This window comes from Pseudomonas sp. R11F (genome assembly GCF_050312575.1).
Taxonomy (GTDB): Bacteria; Pseudomonadota; Gammaproteobacteria; order Pseudomonadales; family Pseudomonadaceae; genus Aquipseudomonas; species Aquipseudomonas palleroniana.
This window is the reverse complement of sequence record NZ_JBNPJU010000065.1, coordinates 188,646-205,356: the sequence shown is the minus strand read 5'-3', so window position 1 is coordinate 205,356 and position 16,711 is coordinate 188,646. Positions and strand designations below refer to the sequence as shown.

Below are 16,711 nucleotides of genomic sequence, written 5' to 3'. Positions count from 1 at the left end.
GCAGATCTAACGTGAACCCGCCAGCCGTAGCCAATGAGATTGTCCCCACTGAAACGGAGAAATCACACATGACCGACCAACAACCCGCCCTGGAACAACAGCCCTCCCTCTACACGCGCCTCGGGGGCTACGACGTTATCTATCAGTTCGCCGGCGCCGTGTTGAGAAAAACAATGGGCCACCCCGCCATCGGGCACATCTGGGCGCATATGTCCGAATCAACGTTCCAGAAGGAACACATCAACTTTGTCGATTTCCTCTCCGAGCACTGGGGAGGCAGCGCCAAATACCGGGGGCGAGACATGGTCACCGCGCATCGGGGCATGGGGCTTACCGAGGTGCACTGGCAAGCCGTGCTCGATTGTCTCGAGGAGTGCTACAACGACTACGACCTGGCGGCGAACCTGCGCAAAGAGGTCAATGACTTTCTCATCAAGTTCAAGCCGGCGGTGATAGGTAGCCCCTCCTATCGGGACGTCGTACTCGCCCACCCTGAAATGGACCCCGCCAAGGGCATGAAAAGCGTCGGCGTTATCTGGCCCAAACACGAGAAGTCATCTGCGCAAGACGCAACGCCTGATCCCCAGAAATAAGCCGTTTGGATCTTCAGGGCATACGCCCTGCTGCCGGGGTTCGCCCTGGCAGCTGAAGCTCACGGGACACACCCGTCCCTTTCAACCAAATGGCTGTCTTGCTCAACCAAGCGCCGCTCGAACACCAGAGATAGCTTAGTCACAGACCCCAGTCACGCGGACACCTTTGCAGGACCTCGCCGCGAGACATGTGCACAGACATTTGCCAGCCCACTTCAGGAAACAGGACGTCTCATGGCCATCATCCGCCCGACTGTCGAACAACTGCAGGACCTCGCTACCAGCCTGCATATACAGCTGACACGCGAACAAGCCAGCGAATATCTGGCGCTCATGCAACCCAGTTTCGATGCGTACGACCTGGTCGATGATCTGCCCGACTTCACACCGCTGGTGCGCTACGAGCGCAGCGCGGGTTACCGCCCCTCGAACACTGAAAACACGCTCAACGCCTGGTACTACAAGACGGAGGTGATGGGCGCCAGTTCAGGCACGCTGGCGGGCAAGACCGTCGCTCTCAAAGACAACATCGCCCTGGCCGGCGTCCCGATGATGAACGGCGCCGCGCCACTGGAGGGGTTTGTCCCTTCGTTCGACGCCACCCTGGTCACGCGTTTGCTCGATGCCGGCGCGACCATCCTCGGCAAAGCCACCTGCGAGCACTACTGCCTGTCGGGGGGTAGCCACACCTCTGACCCAGCCCCGGTGCACAACCCTCATCGTCACGGTTATGCCGCTGGCGGTTCCTCATCGGGCAGTGCTGCCCTGGTCGCCGCCGGTGAGGTGGACATCGCCGTGGGCGGCGACCAAGGCGGTTCCATCCGCATCCCGTCGGCTTTCTGCGGAACCTACGGGATGAAGCCAACCCATGGCCTGGTGCCCTACACCGGCATCATGGCGATTGAAGCGACCATCGATCACGTCGGCCCGATTACCGCCAACGTGCGCGACAACGCGTTGATGCTGCAGGCCATGGCCGGTTCCGATGGCCTCGACCCACGCCAGGCAGATCCGCAGGTCGATGACTATGGCAGCTACCTGGGGCGGGGCGTGAGCGGTCTCAGAATCGGCGTCGTGCAGGAAGGGTTCGCGCTGGCCAATCAAGACCCGCGTGTGGCGGACAAGGTGCGCGAGGCCATCGCCCATCTCGAGGCCTTGGGCGCGCAGGTCGAGCCGGTGTCCATTCCCGAACACAACCTGGCGGGATCGCTGTGGCACCCCATCGGCTGCGAAGGTCTGACCATGCAGATGATGCATGGCAACGGCGCCGGCTTTAACTGGAAAGGCCTGTACGACATCGGCCTGCTGGACAAACAAGCCGGCTGGCGCGAACAGGCCGACCAGTTATCCGCGTCTCTCAAGCTCTGCATGTTCGTCGGTCAATACGGCCTGACGCACTACAACGGACGTTACTACGCCAAGGCCCAGAACCTGGCGCGCTTTGCCCGGCAAGGCTATGACAAGGCATTGCAATCCTATGACCTGCTGGTGATGCCGACCACTCCCATCACGGCCCAACCGCACCCGCCAGCGCACTGCTCGATCACCGAATACGTGGCGCGCGCCCTGGAAATGATCGGCAACACCGCGCCTCAGGACATCACCGGGCATCCCGCCATGTCGATTCCGTGCGGCTCGGTGGACGGCATGCCCGTCGGCTTGATGCTGATCGCCAGGCACTACGCCGAAGGCACCATCTACCAGGCGGCGGCGGCGTTCGAAGCCGCGGTGGACTGGCGCACGCTCTGAGTTTCAACCCTGCAAAACAATAAGAACGACCGGCACGTTTCAATCACTCCACAACCGCGTTGACTGATAGGAGATACCCCAATGAGTCCATCTACGCCCACTTCTGCGAGCACCTCGACACCCGGCGAACGAGCCTGGGCATTGTTTCAAGTCCTCAAGAGCAAGGAGCTCATCCCACAGGGTTACGTCGAGCAGCTCACGCAATTGATGGAGCACGGCTGGAGCCCGGAAAACGGTGCCCGCGTGGTCGCCAAGGCCTGGGTCGATCCGCAGTTCCGGGCGCTGTTGCTCAAGGACGGCACCGCCGCCTGCGCCCAGTTTGGCTACACCGGCCCGCAGGGCGAGTACATCGTCGCCCTGGAAGATACGCCCCAGCTGAAAAACGTGATTGTCTGCAGCCTGTGTTCCTGCACCAACTGGCCTGTACTCGGCCTGCCGCCGGAGTGGTACAAGGGCTTCGAGTTCCGCGCGCGCCTGGTCCGAGAGGGCCGCACCGTCCTGCGTGAGCTGGGCACCGAGCTGCCGAGCGACATGGTGGTCAAGGTCTGGGACACCAGCGCCGAAAGCCGCTACCTGGTGCTGCCGGTACGGCCTGAAGGCACCGAGCACATGAGCGAGGAGCAGCTTCAGGCCCTGGTGACCAAAGACGTGCTGATCGGCGTCGCCCTGCCCCGCGTTGATTGAGACAAACAACGCCCCATCGTTCAATTACCGGAGTTTCAATTATGGATGGTTTCCACGATCTCGGCGGTTTCCAAGGCTTTGGCAAAGTCCCTCACACCATCAATAGCCTGGACTACAAAAAGGTCTTCAAGCAGGACTGGGAACACCTGGCCTACAGCTTGATGTTTATCGGTGTCGATCAGCTGAAGAAGTTCAGCGTGGACGAAGTGCGCCACGCCGTCGAACGCCTGGATGTTCGCCAACATGTCGGCACCCAGTACTACGAACGTTATGTCATCGCGACCGCTACCCTGCTGGTCGAAACCGGCGTGCTCACCCAGGCCGAACTCGACCAGGCGCTGGGTAGCCACTTCAAGCTGGCGAACCCGGCGCATGCAGAAGGTCGTGCGGCGATCACCGGGCGAGCACCGTTTGAGGTCGGCGATCGGGTGGTGGTGCGCGACGAATATGTGGCGGGGCATATCCGCATGCCGGCCTACGTACGCGGCAAGCAGGGCGTGGTGTTGCATCGCACCTCGGAAAAATGGCCTTTCCCGGATGCCATAGGTCACGGCGATATCAGCGCGGCGCATCAGCCGACCTATCACGTCGAGTTCCACAGCAAAGACCTGTGGGGCGACGCGGCAGATGAAGGTTTCGTGGTGGTCGACCTGTTCGAAAGCTATCTGGACCCGGCCGAGGGCCGTCCAGCGGTGAACGTGTGATGGACGGCGCCCAGGCGGGCCGACTGCCGGTGACCGTGCTTTCCGGCTTCCTCGGCGCCGGCAAGACCACCCTGCTCAACCACATCCTGCGCAACCGCGAGGGCCTGAGAGTCGCGGTCATCGTCAACGACATGAGCGAGATCAACATCGATGCCGCAGAGGTGCAGCGCGATGTATCGCTGCACCGTGGCCGCGATGAGTTGATCGAGATGAGCAATGGCTGTATCTGCTGCACGCTGCGCGCCGATCTGCTCGAACAGATCAGCGCGCTGGCGCGTCAACAGCGCTTCGACTACCTGCTGATCGAATCCACCGGGATCTCGGAGCCGATGCCGGTCGCGGAGACGTTCGCCTTTCTTGACGCCGAAGGCTTCAGCCTCAGCGAACTGGCGCGGCTCGATACCTTGGTGACGGTGGTCGACGGCAGCCGTTTTCAAGCATTGCTGGAGTCACCGGACAGCGTCGCCCGCGACGACGCCCAGGCAGACGCGCCCAGACGCCCGTTGGCGGACCTGCTGATTGAGCAGGTGGAGTACGCCAACGTGATCCTCGTCAACAAGCTGGACCTGATCGACGAGCCGGCCTATCAGGCTGTGCGGGCGATCCTTGCGGGCCTTAACCCGACCGCGCGGATCCTGCCGATGACCCAGGGCAACGTCAGGTTGGCCAGCATCCTCGATACCCGTCTGTTCGATTTACCCAGCCTTGCGGCAGCGCCGGGCTGGATGCGCAAGCTGGAGCCTGACAGCGCAACGGCGTCCGAGTCGGACACCTACGGTGTGACCTCCTGGGTGTACCGCGAGCGCGCACCGTTTCACCCCCAGCGCTTGCTCGACTTTCTCAAGCGCCCCTGGAGCAACGGGCGCCTGTTGCGCAGCAAAGGTTACTTCTGGCTTGCCAGCCGACACCTGGAAACCGGCTTGCTGGTGCACAGCGGCAAGCAGTTCCAGTGGGACTATGTGGGGCATTGGTGGAGCTTCATAGCGCCGTCGCAATGGCCAAAGGACGAATACCGCTTGCAAGGCATCATGGCCAAGTGGGACGGCGTGGTCGGCGACTGTCGGCAGGAGCTGGTCTTTATCGGCCAGGACCTCGATACCCAGGCGTTGCAGCGCGAACTCGACCATTGCCTGCTCAGCCCCGAGGAAATCGCCGCGGGCCCGACGGCCTGGCCCGCCCTGCCGGGGGCGACGACCTTTGACACCCGTGCCTTGTCGGCCAGCCCGACGGCGTCCATTTAACCGAGCTAGAGGTGTTTATGCTTTTTTTCAGCCGCACCGCCCGCTGGGTCTTGGCGCCGCTCGCCGACAGGTTGGAGCAACCTGATCAGGCCAGCGCGCCCGTGTCGTCGAACAACCCATTACTGCGCCGCCTGCTGACCGGCGTCGACCACCTGCTGCAGGAGCGGCAAACCCTGAAGGCACAGACACGTGCGCTGGCTGCGCAAGTCGCCCAATTGGAAGCACGCCTGGCCAATCGTAACCAACAGACGCGCCAACATGAGGCGTACTGGGACCTGGTCAGCCAAGGCGCGGATGAACTGTTCTGGGCCCTGGAACTGCAGGGCACCCCAGCCCCCGCGCCGACCTCTGCCATGCAGTGGGCGGGACCGACGTCGATCCAGGTCCAGGGGGTTGATCAACTGAGCCGATGGAGCGACCAGTTGCACCCGGCAGACCAGCCAGTGCATCTGGATGCGCTTACCCGGCATCTGGCCGATCGCAGTGGGCGCACGCCGTTTGCGTTGGACGTGCGCATGAAGCCTGCCGGCGACGGCGACTATCGCTGGTGCCGGGTCAGCGGAGTAGCGCGACGTGACGCACAAGGCAAGGCGCTGGCCATCGGCGGCAGCGTGCGTGATATTCACGAGCAGCACCTGCATCACGAGGGCCTTGAGCTTGCGGCCACCCGCTTCGATATATCCCGGGAGATGCTGCATGACGGGCTGTGGGATATCGAGGTGGTGGCCGGCGACCCGGCGAACCCGAAAAACACCATTTGGTGGTCGTCACAAATGCGCCGGCTGCTGGGCTGCAACACCGTCGAGGAGTTCCCCAACACCCTGGAAAGCTGGACCTCGCGCTTGCACCCCGAGGACAGCGCGCGGGCCATTGCGGCGTTTGTCGCCCATGTTGAAGACCGTAGCGGCAAGACCCCTTTCGACGTGGACTATCGCCTCAAACACCAGAACGGCACTTACCGCTGGTTCCGTGGCCGCGGGCAAACACGCCGTGCGCAGGACGGCTCCCCGCAGCGGGTGGTCGGCGCGATCACCGATATCCACGCCCGCCATGAAGAAAGCACGATGCGCGAGGCGCAGGCACAACAGCATCGGGTGATGCAGGACACCCTCAACAAGCTCACGCAGATTGTCGCCACCATCCAGGGCATTGCCAGCCAGACCAACCTGCTGGCGTTGAACGCCGCCATCGAGGCGGCGCGCGCCGGCGATGCCGGGCGCGGGTTTGCAGTGGTCGCCGATGAAGTGCGCAAACTCGCCACCCGTACCAGCCAGGCAACCCAGCAAGCGGCCGAGATGATGCACAACTGATCAGATGAACAGCCCACGCGGCAGGCGTGGATACACAACCTATTCCAACAATAACAATCGGGTGCGTTATGCGCGATTACACCTCAGCAGTGAACTCTTTCGACTTTCTACAATTGGCCGCCCGGGATTTGCACGGCGAGCTGAATGCCTTGAATGCCTGTATCGAATGTTGCGACCGGCACGCCGAGGGCGATGCCGTCGCGTTGTATTGCGAAACGCGGGATGGCCGCGCCACGCGCCACACCTTCCGCGAACTGCAGGACCACGCGGCGCGCTTCGGCAATTTCCTGCGCGAGCAAGGCGTCCAACCGGGAGATCGTGTCGCGGGCCTGATGCCGCGCACGGTTGAATTGTTGATCGCCATTCTGGGGACCTGGCGTATCGGCGCGGTCTACCAGCCGCTCTTTACCGCCTTCGGTCCCAAGGCCATCGAGCAGCGGTTGGGTTGCTCGAAGGCACGCTGGATCGTGACCGATGCCCTCAACCGCCCCAAGCTGGATGATGTCAGCGACTGCCCGCCCATCATCGTGACCGACGGTGCCCCGGCGCATCCGAGCGATTACGACTTCTGGCGTACGCTGGATCAGTACTCGACGCAATGCACACCGCAATTGCTGGACGCCAGTGCACCGTTTTTGCTGATGTGCACCTCCGGAACCACGGGGCCGGCCAAACCGCTGGAGGTGCCCTTGAGCGCCATCCTGGCCTTCAAGGGCTACATGCGTGAAGCGATCGATCTGCGCGAAGACGACCGTTTCTGGAACCTGGCCGACCCGGGTTGGGCCTATGGCTTGTATTACGCGGTCACCGGCCCTTTGGCGTGCGGCCACGCCACGCTGTTCTATGACGGCGCTTTCTCGGTGGACACCACCTGCCGGATCATCAAAAAATACGCGATCAGCAACCTGGCCGGCTCGCCTACGGCCTATCGCCTGCTGATCGCGGCGGGCGCTGAATTCGCCGACGCTGCGCGGGGTCAGCTGCGTGTGGTCAGCAGCGCCGGTGAGCCGCTCAACCCTCAAGTCATCCGTTGGTTTGCCGAACAGGCCGGCGTGGTCATCCATGATCATTACGGCCAGACCGAAATCGGCATGGTGCTGTGCAATCACCATGGGTTGCAGCACCCTGTTCGTGAGGGCTCGGCCGGTTACGCGATGCCGGGCCATCGGATTGTCGTGCTCGATCATCAGCACCGGGAACTGCCGGCCGGCCAGCCTGGCGTGTTGGCGGTGGACCGCGAGCGCTCGCCCCTGTGCTGGTTCAATGGATACTTCGGCATGCCGACCCAGGCGTTTGTCGGCCGTTATTACTTGAGCGGCGATATCGTTGAGCTCAATGACGACGGCAGTATCAGCTTCGTCGGCCGCAACGACGACGTGATCACCACCTCGGGCTATCGCGTCGGGCCGTTTGATGTGGAGAGTGCTCTCATCGAACACCCGGCCGTGGTTGAGGCTGCCGTCATCGGCAAACCCGACCCGCAACGTACAGAGCTGATCATGGCGTTTATCGTGTTGAACCGTGAGTACCTGCCCAGCGCCGAGTTGGCTGAGGTGCTGCGCCTGCATGTCCGACAGCGCCTGGCCGCGCATGCGTACCCTCGGGAAATCGAATTCGTCGAGCAACTGCCCAAGACCCCCAGCGGCAAATTGCAGCGATTCATCCTGCGCAACCAGGAAATCGCCAAGCAGCAGGCACTCGCCACATGACCCGGCGGTGGAGGCTGGCGTGCTGAGCCGCTCGGAGTTCCAGCGCCGGGCGCTGGAGGTGTTCAAGGAGCGCAGTTTCAGCCAGGTCAGCATGCGTGAACTGGCCGCGCACATCGGCATAAGTCCCGGCGCAATCTATCACCATGTGGAGAGCAAGGAAGCGCTGCTGTTCGAGTGGTTGATGGAGCTGTATCAGGCGTTGCTGGCGCACGTCGAGCTGGTCACAACGCAACGACTGACGCCTGCGCAACGCCTGACGACACTCATCGAAGGCCATCTTCAATTGCATGAAACCATGGGCGCGCACTTCAAGCTGGCGGTCATGGACGCCAACTGCCTGAGCGCGCCGATGGAAGACTGCGTGCGAGGGCTGAGAGCAGCCTATGAGGCCAAGATACTGGGTCTGGTCGCACAGCCAGGCCCTGAACCCTGCGGCGCCTTGCGCAACAGTGCACTCACGACCCTCTTGCCGATGCTCAACAGCCTGCCTACGTGGTTGAGCCCGATGATCGAGGATTCCCAGCGCAGAATCATTACGAAGACCATTGCCGTTGCGGTAGTGCGCGCTATCAAGTCGCTGCCCTGAAGCTCGTTCTCGGTTGTAGTGAGCGGGCCAGTCAGTTAAGCGATAAAGCGGGCGATGAATAAATTGTGGGAGGGGCGGTGCGACGATTCGACTTGCTCCCGATAGGCCGCGCAGCGGCCTCAAAAATGGGCCTGCTACGCAGTCCATCGGGAGCAAGCCCCCTCCCACAGTGACCGCGTTAATCCTTAACTGACTGGCATTAGGGCTTGCCCGCGCTGGGCGGCAGAGCCGCCCCAACAAGATCGCTGCGGTGTTTCAGAAAGACCGAGTGGCCACGGTTTGGGGCGGCTGCGCCACCCAGCGCGGGGCAAGCCCGCTCACTACAACGATGCCAGATTTCAGATGTTTCTTTATGATGTGGCCTTTCGCTCAACGCCTCAGGAATCACCATGCCCGCCCTCACCTTCCGCAACGCCCTGCCCGCCGACGCCGCGCGTTGCTTTGAGATCGAATCCAGCGCCTACGAAGGTGACGAAGCCGCCACCCTGGAGAAGATCGCCACGCGCATCGCCCAGTACCCGCAAGGTTTTTTGATCCTGCAAGCCGATGGCGTCGTGGTGGGTTTCATCAACTCTGGCTGCGCCCATGAGGTGGTGATGTCGGACGAGGCGTTCAAGGAGCTGGTAGGCCATTCGCCGCAAGCGCCGAATGTGGTGATCATGTCGGTGGTGGTCGACCCGGCTTATCAGGGCAAAGGCTATTCCAGACTGCTGATGACCGAGTTCGTGCAGCGCATGCGGGCGCTGGGCAAGCAGACCATTCACCTGATGTGCAAAGAGCAACATGTGCCGCTGTACAGCCGCATGGGCTACCGCTATGTGCAGCCTTCCCCGTCGGATCACGGCGGTATGGCGTGGCATGAGATGGTGATGATTTTTGACTGAGGTGTACTACGGGTTCAAGTAGGCAAGCAAAGGCAACGCGCATAACACAACCGAGAAACCGCCATGACCACGCCCCTCATTGAAATCGGTGACCAACCCAACCCCGCAGCCGAAGGCATCCTCGGTAGTGGCCTGGCCGCGTTCAATGAAGGCGTTACCGGCATGAACGATCGCCTGCCGCTGACGGTATTGCTCAAGTGTCCCGACACTCAGCGAATTCTCGGCGGCATCACCGGCAAGACCAGCCTGGGCATGGCCTTTCTCGACCTGTTCCACCTGCCCGAGTCGCTACGCGGTTCGGGCCTTGGCAGCCGATTGCTGCAAGCCTTTGAAGACGAAGCCCGCCGCCGAGGTTGCGCGCATGCGGTGCTGTACACCCTGAGTTTCCAGGCACCGGGGTTTTACGAGAAACACGGCTGGCTGCGGTTTGGTGAAATCCCGTGTGAGCCTGCGGGCAGCTGTCGGGTGTTTCTGTCTAAGCCGCTGTGACACCCAGGCGTTTGCCAAACAACCGATTGCCATGGGTCTCCCCCTGGAAGGTGTAGGTCGGCGCGCCCAGCGCCACATACCCACGCCGCGGGTAAAAACCCAGCGCACGCTCGTTGCCCTCCCACACCGTCGCCCATAATAGCGAAGCGCCTGCTTGCGCGGCACACTGCTCTGCCGCTTGCAACAATCGATAACCGACGCCCTGGCCGGTGAAACGCTCCTGGATGTACAAACGCTGCAACTCGGCAACGTCCGACGCCTCGATCATCGGGTGGCGCGTGTCGAGTCTGATCTGGGCAAAGCCAACCAGGTGTCGGTCGGCTTCGGCGACAAGCAGCGCAATGCCGGGCTCGGCCATCAGCGCCGTGATTGCATCCGGGGCGAACGCTTGCAGTGCCTCATTGGCAATCGAGCTTCGGATACCTTGGGTCGCGTAGGTGTCGAGAAACACCTGCATGCCCAGCACACCGATGCACAGGGCATCCTCGGTGGTGGCGGGACGAAGGGTGATGGCGGGCATCGAGTGTCCTTATTCAAATGGATGAGGATTAAAGTCTTACCAACTGCCCGATGCCCCACCGCCGCCGCTGGAACCGCCGCCCCCGGACGAGCTGCTGCTGGAGCTGGAGCTGGAACTGGAGCTGCTGGAACCCGAATCGCTTGAACTGCTCGAACCGGAGCCCGAGCCGCCTGTGGTCTTGGCAAAGATGAACAAGGCCACGAACGACGCAATCGGAAACGCCATCAGCCACCCGTGACGCCCAGCGTCCGCGATCAGCCCTGCCGCCACATACACCGCCACCGCAGCGCACAGCCGTATGGCAAAACCAACCCGGCTGGTGTTCCAGGCGCTTCTCATGACCATCCACAGCACCAGGTACGCCCCCAGTATCGCCAGTGCGCCCAGCGGCAATGCGAGCCAATGGATAAAGTTGACGTCGAGATACCAGTGGTCCACCACCAGCAGGCCAATGATGTAGGCCAGCAACCCCACCACGCCGTAAAACACCGGGCGCGCCATCCATAACGCGCCGAACGTGGCGCCGCCGATCAGCAAGGTCAGCGGCAGGATGAACAGGTTCGCCCACCACTCCCGGCCGCCGGCCAAAAAGCTCAGCAGCAGGGTCAGCACCACCGCTGCCAGCAATGCCTTGCGCCAGCGCAGCTTGCCGGCAGCCATCAATACACCGCCAACCGCGCCCAGGATAAACGCGAGCGCTATCGCCAGCGCTTGGGGGTTCAAGCCGGGCCCTGCGACTTTGGGCAAGTCGCCGCCGTCCACCAGCACGGTCAGGTCATTGACCGCCTGTTGCACGCCGCCCGCATAGTCGCCCTGGCGAAACGCCGGGGTGATGTGTTCCTCGATAATGCGATGGGCCAGCAGGTCGGTCACCGTACCTTCGAGCCCGTAACCCACCTCGATGCGCACTTTGCGATCATCCTTGGCCACCACCAGCAGGATGCCGTCGTTGACGTCCTTGCGCCCCAGCTTCCAGGCGCGGAACAGTTGGTTGGCGTAATCCTCGATGCTAGAGCCGCCGGTGGTGGGCACCAGCAGTACCGCCATTTGTGCGCCTTTGCGCTGTTCGAGGGCCGCCAGTTGTTGTTTCAGACCGGCGGTAGTGCCCGCGTCGAGGGTGTTGGTGAGGTCAATCACCCGCTGGTCAAGAGCCACGCCGATGGGCGATGTGTCGGCCCGGGCCAGGCTGAGCAGGCCCACGAGCAGCAGTGCCACGAGGCTCACAACGGATTGCCGCAAAATCACCAGCATGTTTTGTTACCTGAAGTTTCTTCCTGAAGCTGCCGACTCTACCTTATCGGCGCTATAAGGCGTGACCCAGAGGGCGCGACTCTCTAAACTCCTAGAGCTATAGCACTAGGCCATAATCGAGAACTCATCCATGGACCTCCGCCACCGCAACAATATCCACGTGATGGGCGACGGTCGCGCGACGCTGGTGTTCTCCCATGGTTTTGGTTGCAACCAGGCGATGTGGAACTACTTGGCCCCGCATTTCCTGGCGCGTTTCCGCGTGGTCCTGTACGACCTCGTCGGAGCCGGCCTGTCGGACCTGGGCGCCTTCGACAAACACAAATACAGCGTGTTGGATGGCTACGCCCGCGACCTCAACGAAATTATCGACGCTTACGCCCAGGGCCCGGTGATTCTGGTGGGCCATTCGGTCAGCGCGATGATCGGCACCCTGGCCGACCGCCTGGCGCCCGGACGCGTCGCCGGCCATGTGATGATCGGCCCCTCGCCGCGCTATATCGATACCGATAACTACGTGGGCGGCTTCAAGCGCAGTGACATCGATGACCTGCTCGACACCCTCGACAGCAACTACCTCGGCTGGTCGAGTGCCATGGCGCCGATGATCATGGGCGCGCCTGGCCAACCGGCGCTCAGCACGGAGCTGACCGAAAGTTTCTGCCGCACCGAGCCGGACATCGCCAAGCAGTTCGCGCGCGTCACCTTCCTCTCGGACAACCGCGAGGACGTGCTCGGCCTGAACGTGCCGGTGCTGATCCTGCAATCGAGCGATGACCTGATCGCCCCGGTCGCCGTGGGCGAATACTTGCACAGCGTGCTGCCCGACAGCACCTACTGCCTGGTCGACAACGTCGGCCATTGCCCGCACATGAGTGCACCGATGGCCTGTGCAGCGGCAATGGACGCGTTCCTGGCCCCCTGGGCGACCACCGATGCTGTCTGAGCTGTTCGACAACGCCGCCTGCGCGCTGGCCGTCACCGCTGAAGACGGCACGATTGTGCGAGCCAACGCCCGCTTCAGCGACTGGCTGGGGTTTGACGCTGCCCAATTGTGCGGCCGCCGTTTCCAGGATCTGCTGACCATGGGCGGGCGGATTTTCCACCAGACCCACTTGGCACCCATGCTGCGCATGCATGGCCGCATCACCGAAGTGAAGCTCGACATCCTGCACCGCGACGGGCACAAAGTGACCGTGCTGCTCAACGGTATCAAGCGCGAGGTGCCCGAAGGTGCGGTCTACGACCTGGCGCTGTTCGGCACCACCGACCGCGACAAGTACGAGCGCGAACTGCTCAACGCACGCCACCTCGCCGAAGCCCTCCTGCAGGAAAAAACCGCCGCCGAGGTCGCGTTGCAAAAGGCTCAGGCTGAACTGCACGAGGCCTATGCGATTTCACAGCGCCGTGCATTGTTTGCCGAGCAGATGGTGGCGATCGTCAGCCACGACCTGAAGAATCCGCTGACCGCCATCCGCATGGCGTCCGACTTTCTCAGCCGTGGCGAACGCACAGCCCGGGAGCAACAACTGCTCGGGCATATCAGCCAATCGTCCGAGCGCGCCCAGCGCATGATCGCCGACCTGTTGGACTTCACCCAGGCCCGGGTCGGCCAGGGCATCACCATCAAGACCGCGCCGTTGGACTTGCATGCGGTGATTCGCCACGCCGTGGATGAGTTGCGCGTGGCGTTCCCCAAGGCCACGCTGGAACATCGAGCCGAAGGCCAGGGCAATGCCTGCCTGGACGCCGACCGGGTGCAACAGATCATCGGCAACCTGGTGGCCAATAGCGTGGCGTATGGCGACCTGCAACAGCCGATCACCATCACCTCACGCCTGAGTGACGGCGGCTGCGAAGTGGCGGTGCACAACCACGGCGCGGCAATTCCCAAAGCGCTGTTGGCGGGGCTGTTCGAACCCATGACCCGGGGCACCGACCAAGGCAGCGACGTACGCAGCGTGGGCCTGGGCCTGTACATCGTGCGCGAGCTGGCCAAGGTGCATGGCGGGGATGTGGCGGTGAGCTCCGCTGCGGCCGAAGGCACGACCTTTACCGTGACGTTTCAAAGCCCGTAGGCACTGCCCTGCATGATCGGCTCGACGCTGCCGGTCAATATCACCCCGCCCTGCCCGTCCCACTGCACGGTGACGGTGCCGCCGTCGCACTGCACGGCCACCGTGTCATCCAGTAAACCGCGGCGGATCCCGTTGACCACCGCCGCGCAGCAGCACGAACCGGAACCCAGCGGCACGCCGCCGCCGCGCTCCCAGATGCGCAGGCGGATGTGGCGGCGGTCCAGTACCTGCACGAAATGCACGTTGGTTTTGGCGGGGAACCATGGGTGAACCTCCAGCGCCGGGCCCAGCGCCGCCACGTCGATGGCGGCGACGGCGTCGACAAAATACGTGCAGTGCGGGTTGCCCATGCTGCACGCCGCCGGCGCGCCGTCGATGGCCAAGGCGCCGGTGTCCATCGCCTCGGCCAGCGGCACGTCAGCCCAGCCCAGCGACGGTGGGCCCATGTTCACCGCCACCTGCCGCCCCGGCGCACGCGTACAGGTGAGCAGGCCGCGGTCGGTGCGCAACACCACCGACTGCGTGCCGGTTTCATGCATCAGGCGGTCGGCTACCCCGCGGGTGGCGCTGCCGCAAGTGGCCAGCGGTGTGCCGTTGGGGTTCCAGAACTTGACGCGCGCAGCGGCGTCCGCGCAGTCGAGCACCACGGCCAGTTGGTTGAAACCGATGCCGGTGTGACGGTTGCCCAGGCGACGGGCGATTTGCGCGGTAATCGGGTCGTCCTGGCCACGACGGTCGATGATGATGAAATCATCGCCATGGGCGTGCATTTTCACGAACGGCAAGGGCATGGACAATCCTGTGGGCGAGCGGGCGGTGAACGCCAGCATACTGAGTCGAGGGGAGTTTCATCAAACCCGGTCCAGCCCCATGCTAGCGTGGTCGCGTTCCAGCCCAGCCGAGCTTTTCATGAAAACCAACCGACTCGCCTTAATTGCGGCACTCGCCGTGTTGTCCCAGGGGGCCATCGCGGCCACTCTTTGCCAGCCGGCCGCCACCAGCCCGAATGCCAAGGTGTTGCTGGAGGCGGCGCAACGGCACTTGGGCGACACGCCCAACCCGCTGCCCCGTGTGCATACCGAAGGGACCTTGCCCAACCAGGGTATCCGCGAGCAGAGCATCGCCGCCGAAAAGGACTGGCCGATCATGCGCCAGGCCGCGCTGGCCTGGCGCATGAGTGGCGACCCGCGCTACCTCAAGCAAGTCGATAACGACCTGGCTGCCTGGGCCGACGTGTATCAACCGGACTTCAACCCCATCGACGAAACCAACCTCGACATGCTGATCAGCGCATACGCGCTCACCGCCGACCACCTGCGGCTGGAGACCCGCGACGCCAGCCGTCGCTTGATCCAACGCCTGGGCAACGGCTACATCGCGCAGATCCAGCAATTTCACGGCGCGAAGAAAGGCATCCAGACCAATAACTGGCAGAGCCATCGCGTCAAGCTGGTGACCGTGGCCGCCGCCGCACTGGGTGATCGGCCGATGCTGGAACAGGCGCTGCAACTGTTTAAACAGCAGATCGCCGACAATGTCCTGCCCGATGGTTCGGTGACCGACTTCCAGGACCGCGACGCTCTGCATTACGTGGTCTACGACCTCGAACCGCTGGTGCAGGCCGCACTGGCGGCGAAACCCTACGGCATCGGCGGCGACTGGTTGAAGCTCAGCGCCAACGGCGCTTCCCTGGGGGCTGCGCTGGACTGGCTGGTGCCCTATGCCAACGGCCAGCGCAGCCACCAGGAGTTCGTGCACACCCATGTGCAATTCGACAAAGACCGCGCCAACGTCGGTGAAGCCGGCTACAGCGGCACCTGGCAACCCAAGAGCAGCGCCACGCTGTTCTGGTTGGCGGCACAACTGGACAGCCGTTACCTGCCGGTGGCCAAACAATTGGCCGAGCACCCGGCGGACTGGATCAGCGCCTGCTATTTGAAGTAGACACCGCTAGACTGGCTGCGCCCACTCTTCGAAGGATCGACCATGCTTATTGTCTTCAGCGGCCTGCCCGGCACCGGCAAGACCACCATTGCCCGGGAACTGGCACGCCGCCTGGGTGCGGTTTACTTACGTATCGATGTGATCGAGCAGGCGCTGCGCGAGGCGGCCGTATTGGCCGGCGAAGTGGGGGCCAGCGGCTACCACGTGGCGAATGCGCTGGCCCTGAGCAACTTGTGCTTGGGGCTTGGGGTGGTCGCCGACTGCGTAAACCCCGTCGAAGAAAGCCGGCAAGCCTGGCGCGCCGTGGCGACGACGGCGAGCGTCGAGCTGATGAATATCCAAGTGACCTGCTCGGATCGCCAGGAACACCAACGTCGCGTGGAAACCCGCACAGGCGATATCCCAGGGCTGACGCCGCCGACCTGGCAGGCCGTTGCGGCCCACGAGTACGTCGCCTGGACCGAGCCGACGTTGACGCTCGACACCGCGAACGTCACGCCGGACCAGTCACTGGCGCTGATCCTCGAACGCCTCAGCCGGGGAAGTTAGCCCGCAGCGCCTCAAGCCCGCCGCGGTAGACCCCGGCGAACAGCGCTTCAACCTGCTCATCCGGGGTGCCGGCCGCCGGGGTGAACACGCCGGACCAGGTCGCCTTCGCCGACGTGTCGGTCAAGGCTTCAACCTGCAAGGTCGCGAGGTACGCCGACACCGGGAACGGCGACTGTTCGATGGTGTAGCTGTAGGTGCGCGCCACGTTGTCGAACGTCTGCAGACGCTCGACCACCACACCGCCATCGGCCGCTTGCAGATGACGCACACGGCCACCTTCGCGGGTTTCGCTCTTGACGATCAAGGGCAGCCACTTGGGCAGCGCATCGAAGCCGCCGACCAATTGCCAGACCTCATCGGCCGATGCCGGTATTTCAATCACGCAAGCTGCTGTTGCCACGGGTCATACTCCATTCCAGA

General features: G+C 63.1%; 17 protein-coding genes and 2 pseudogenes. 15 read left to right on the top strand and 4 right to left on the bottom strand.

Going from position 1 to position 16,711, the window contains the following annotated elements:
* Nucleotides 1–68 precede the first annotated feature (68 nt).
* The 11 genes and pseudogenes from ACQRBV_RS19465 to ACQRBV_RS19415 all read left to right on the top strand — a co-directional run bounded on the left by ACQRBV_RS19465 (nucleotide 69) and on the right by ACQRBV_RS19415 (nucleotide 9,949).
* Entirely contained in the window at nucleotides 69–593 is a 525-nt protein-coding gene (locus ACQRBV_RS19465; RefSeq protein WP_060752484.1) for a group I truncated hemoglobin, read from the top strand.
* Between the two features lie 234 nt (nucleotides 594–827).
* The gene (locus ACQRBV_RS19460; RefSeq protein ID WP_411984332.1) at nucleotides 828–2,342 is read left to right on the top strand and encodes an amidase; all 1,515 of its coding nucleotides are present in this window, start codon (nucleotides 828–830) and stop codon (nucleotides 2,340–2,342) included.
* An 81-nt stretch (nucleotides 2,343–2,423) separates the two neighbouring features.
* Entirely contained in the window at nucleotides 2,424–3,026 is a 603-nt protein-coding gene (gene nthA / locus ACQRBV_RS19455) for a nitrile hydratase subunit alpha (RefSeq protein WP_060752482.1), read from the top strand.
* A 41-nt stretch (nucleotides 3,027–3,067) separates the two neighbouring features.
* Nucleotides 3,068–3,730, top strand: a complete 663-nt coding sequence (gene nthB, locus ACQRBV_RS19450; RefSeq protein WP_104994057.1) for a nitrile hydratase subunit beta — start codon at nucleotides 3,068–3,070, stop codon at nucleotides 3,728–3,730.
* Nucleotides 3,727–4,971 (top strand): GTP-binding protein, encoded by a 1,245-nt coding sequence (locus ACQRBV_RS19445; RefSeq protein ID WP_411984333.1) that lies wholly within the window; start codon nucleotides 3,727–3,729, stop codon nucleotides 4,969–4,971. The genes nthB and ACQRBV_RS19445 overlap by 4 nt, the downstream gene beginning before the upstream one ends.
* A 17-nt stretch (nucleotides 4,972–4,988) precedes the next feature.
* Nucleotides 4,989–5,987, top strand: a pseudogene (locus ACQRBV_RS19440) (PAS domain-containing protein); the annotation flags it as partial.
* Nucleotides 5,988–6,272 (top strand): annotated as a pseudogene (locus ACQRBV_RS19435) (methyl-accepting chemotaxis protein); the annotation flags it as partial.
* A 77-nt stretch (nucleotides 6,273–6,349) separates the two neighbouring features.
* Nucleotides 6,350–7,990 (top strand): AMP-binding protein, encoded by a 1,641-nt coding sequence (locus ACQRBV_RS19430; RefSeq protein ID WP_161550295.1) that lies wholly within the window; start codon nucleotides 6,350–6,352, stop codon nucleotides 7,988–7,990.
* Nucleotides 7,991–8,012: 22 nt separating this feature from the next.
* Entirely contained in the window at nucleotides 8,013–8,576 is a 564-nt protein-coding gene (locus ACQRBV_RS19425) for a TetR/AcrR family transcriptional regulator (RefSeq protein WP_411984416.1), read from the top strand.
* A 389-nt stretch (nucleotides 8,577–8,965) separates the two neighbouring features.
* Nucleotides 8,966–9,460: a GNAT family N-acetyltransferase gene (locus tag ACQRBV_RS19420; protein ID WP_411984334.1), complete on the top strand. Its 495-nt coding sequence runs from the start codon at nucleotides 8,966–8,968 to the stop codon at nucleotides 9,458–9,460.
* Nucleotides 9,461–9,523: 63 nt separating this feature from the next.
* Entirely contained in the window at nucleotides 9,524–9,949 is a 426-nt protein-coding gene (locus ACQRBV_RS19415; RefSeq protein WP_411984335.1) for a GNAT family N-acetyltransferase, read from the top strand.
* Here the strand turns inward: ACQRBV_RS19415 and ACQRBV_RS19410 are convergent.
* Nucleotides 9,936–10,469 carry a GNAT family N-acetyltransferase gene (locus ACQRBV_RS19410; protein ID WP_411984336.1) on the bottom strand — a complete coding sequence of 178 codons (534 nt, stop codon included), beginning with the start codon at nucleotides 10,467–10,469 and terminating at the stop codon, nucleotides 9,936–9,938. The two genes, ACQRBV_RS19415 and ACQRBV_RS19410, sit on opposite strands and share 14 nt — an antisense overlap.
* A gap of 36 nt (nucleotides 10,470–10,505) precedes the next feature.
* On the bottom strand, nucleotides 10,506–11,720 hold the full coding sequence (locus ACQRBV_RS19405) for a TPM domain-containing protein (RefSeq protein WP_411984337.1): 1,215 nt from the start codon (nucleotides 11,718–11,720) through the stop codon (nucleotides 10,506–10,508).
* Nucleotides 11,721–11,850: 130 nt separating this feature from the next.
* Between ACQRBV_RS19405 and ACQRBV_RS19400 the strand changes: the two genes are divergently transcribed.
* Both ACQRBV_RS19400 and ACQRBV_RS19395 read left to right on the top strand, forming a co-directional pair.
* A complete protein-coding gene (locus ACQRBV_RS19400) occupies nucleotides 11,851–12,666 on the top strand; it encodes an alpha/beta fold hydrolase (protein ID WP_411984338.1) in 816 nt (271 codons plus the stop codon).
* On the top strand, nucleotides 12,656–13,798 hold the full coding sequence (locus tag ACQRBV_RS19395) for a PAS domain-containing sensor histidine kinase (protein ID WP_411984339.1): 1,143 nt from the start codon (nucleotides 12,656–12,658) through the stop codon (nucleotides 13,796–13,798). The genes ACQRBV_RS19400 and ACQRBV_RS19395 overlap by 11 nt, the downstream gene beginning before the upstream one ends.
* On the opposite strand, the gene dapF is transcribed toward ACQRBV_RS19395, so the two are convergent.
* Complete coding sequence (gene dapF / locus ACQRBV_RS19390) at nucleotides 13,786–14,589, bottom strand: diaminopimelate epimerase (RefSeq protein ID WP_411984340.1); 804 nt, start codon at nucleotides 14,587–14,589, stop codon at nucleotides 13,786–13,788. The genes ACQRBV_RS19395 and dapF overlap by 13 nt on opposite strands.
* A gap of 118 nt (nucleotides 14,590–14,707) precedes the next feature.
* On the opposite strand from dapF, the gene ACQRBV_RS19385 reads away from it, so the two are divergent.
* The gene (locus tag ACQRBV_RS19385) at nucleotides 14,708–15,742 is read left to right on the top strand and encodes an alginate lyase family protein (protein ID WP_411984341.1); all 1,035 of its coding nucleotides are present in this window, start codon (nucleotides 14,708–14,710) and stop codon (nucleotides 15,740–15,742) included.
* Between the two features lie 42 nt (nucleotides 15,743–15,784).
* A complete protein-coding gene (locus ACQRBV_RS19380) occupies nucleotides 15,785–16,291 on the top strand; it encodes an AAA family ATPase (protein WP_161550302.1) in 507 nt (168 codons plus the stop codon).
* Here ACQRBV_RS19380 and ACQRBV_RS19375 read toward each other — a convergent pair.
* Nucleotides 16,275–16,691, bottom strand: coding sequence for an SRPBCC family protein (locus tag ACQRBV_RS19375; protein WP_411984342.1), 417 nt, complete (start codon nucleotides 16,689–16,691; stop codon nucleotides 16,275–16,277). The two genes, ACQRBV_RS19380 and ACQRBV_RS19375, sit on opposite strands and share 17 nt — an antisense overlap.
* Between the last annotated feature and the right edge of the window lie 20 nt (nucleotides 16,692–16,711).

Excerpts from the sequence above, each read along its gene's own strand:
- ACQRBV_RS19405 (WP_411984337.1), bottom strand. The coding sequence starts at position 11,720 with ATGCTGGTGATTTTGCGGCAATCCGTTGTGAGCCTCGTGGCACTGCTG.
- ACQRBV_RS19430 (WP_161550295.1), top strand. The coding sequence starts at position 6,350 with ATGCGCGATTACACCTCAGCAGTGAACTCTTTCGACTTTCTACAATTG.
- ACQRBV_RS19385 (WP_411984341.1), top strand. The coding sequence starts at position 14,708 with ATGAAAACCAACCGACTCGCCTTAATTGCGGCACTCGCCGTGTTGTCC.
- ACQRBV_RS19395 (WP_411984339.1), top strand. The coding sequence starts at position 12,656 with ATGCTGTCTGAGCTGTTCGACAACGCCGCCTGCGCGCTGGCCGTCACC.
- ACQRBV_RS19460 (WP_411984332.1), top strand. The coding sequence starts at position 828 with ATGGCCATCATCCGCCCGACTGTCGAACAACTGCAGGACCTCGCTACC.
- ACQRBV_RS19420 (WP_411984334.1), top strand. The coding sequence starts at position 8,966 with ATGCCCGCCCTCACCTTCCGCAACGCCCTGCCCGCCGACGCCGCGCGT.
- ACQRBV_RS19400 (WP_411984338.1), top strand. The coding sequence starts at position 11,851 with ATGGACCTCCGCCACCGCAACAATATCCACGTGATGGGCGACGGTCGC.
- ACQRBV_RS19410 (WP_411984336.1), bottom strand. The coding sequence starts at position 10,469 with ATGCCCGCCATCACCCTTCGTCCCGCCACCACCGAGGATGCCCTGTGC.
- ACQRBV_RS19465 (WP_060752484.1), top strand. The coding sequence starts at position 69 with ATGACCGACCAACAACCCGCCCTGGAACAACAGCCCTCCCTCTACACG.
- ACQRBV_RS19380 (WP_161550302.1), top strand. The coding sequence starts at position 15,785 with ATGCTTATTGTCTTCAGCGGCCTGCCCGGCACCGGCAAGACCACCATT.
- nthB (WP_104994057.1), top strand. The coding sequence starts at position 3,068 with ATGGATGGTTTCCACGATCTCGGCGGTTTCCAAGGCTTTGGCAAAGTC.
- nthA (WP_060752482.1), top strand. The coding sequence starts at position 2,424 with ATGAGTCCATCTACGCCCACTTCTGCGAGCACCTCGACACCCGGCGAA.
- dapF (WP_411984340.1), bottom strand. The coding sequence starts at position 14,589 with ATGCCCTTGCCGTTCGTGAAAATGCACGCCCATGGCGATGATTTCATC.
- ACQRBV_RS19415 (WP_411984335.1), top strand. The coding sequence starts at position 9,524 with ATGACCACGCCCCTCATTGAAATCGGTGACCAACCCAACCCCGCAGCC.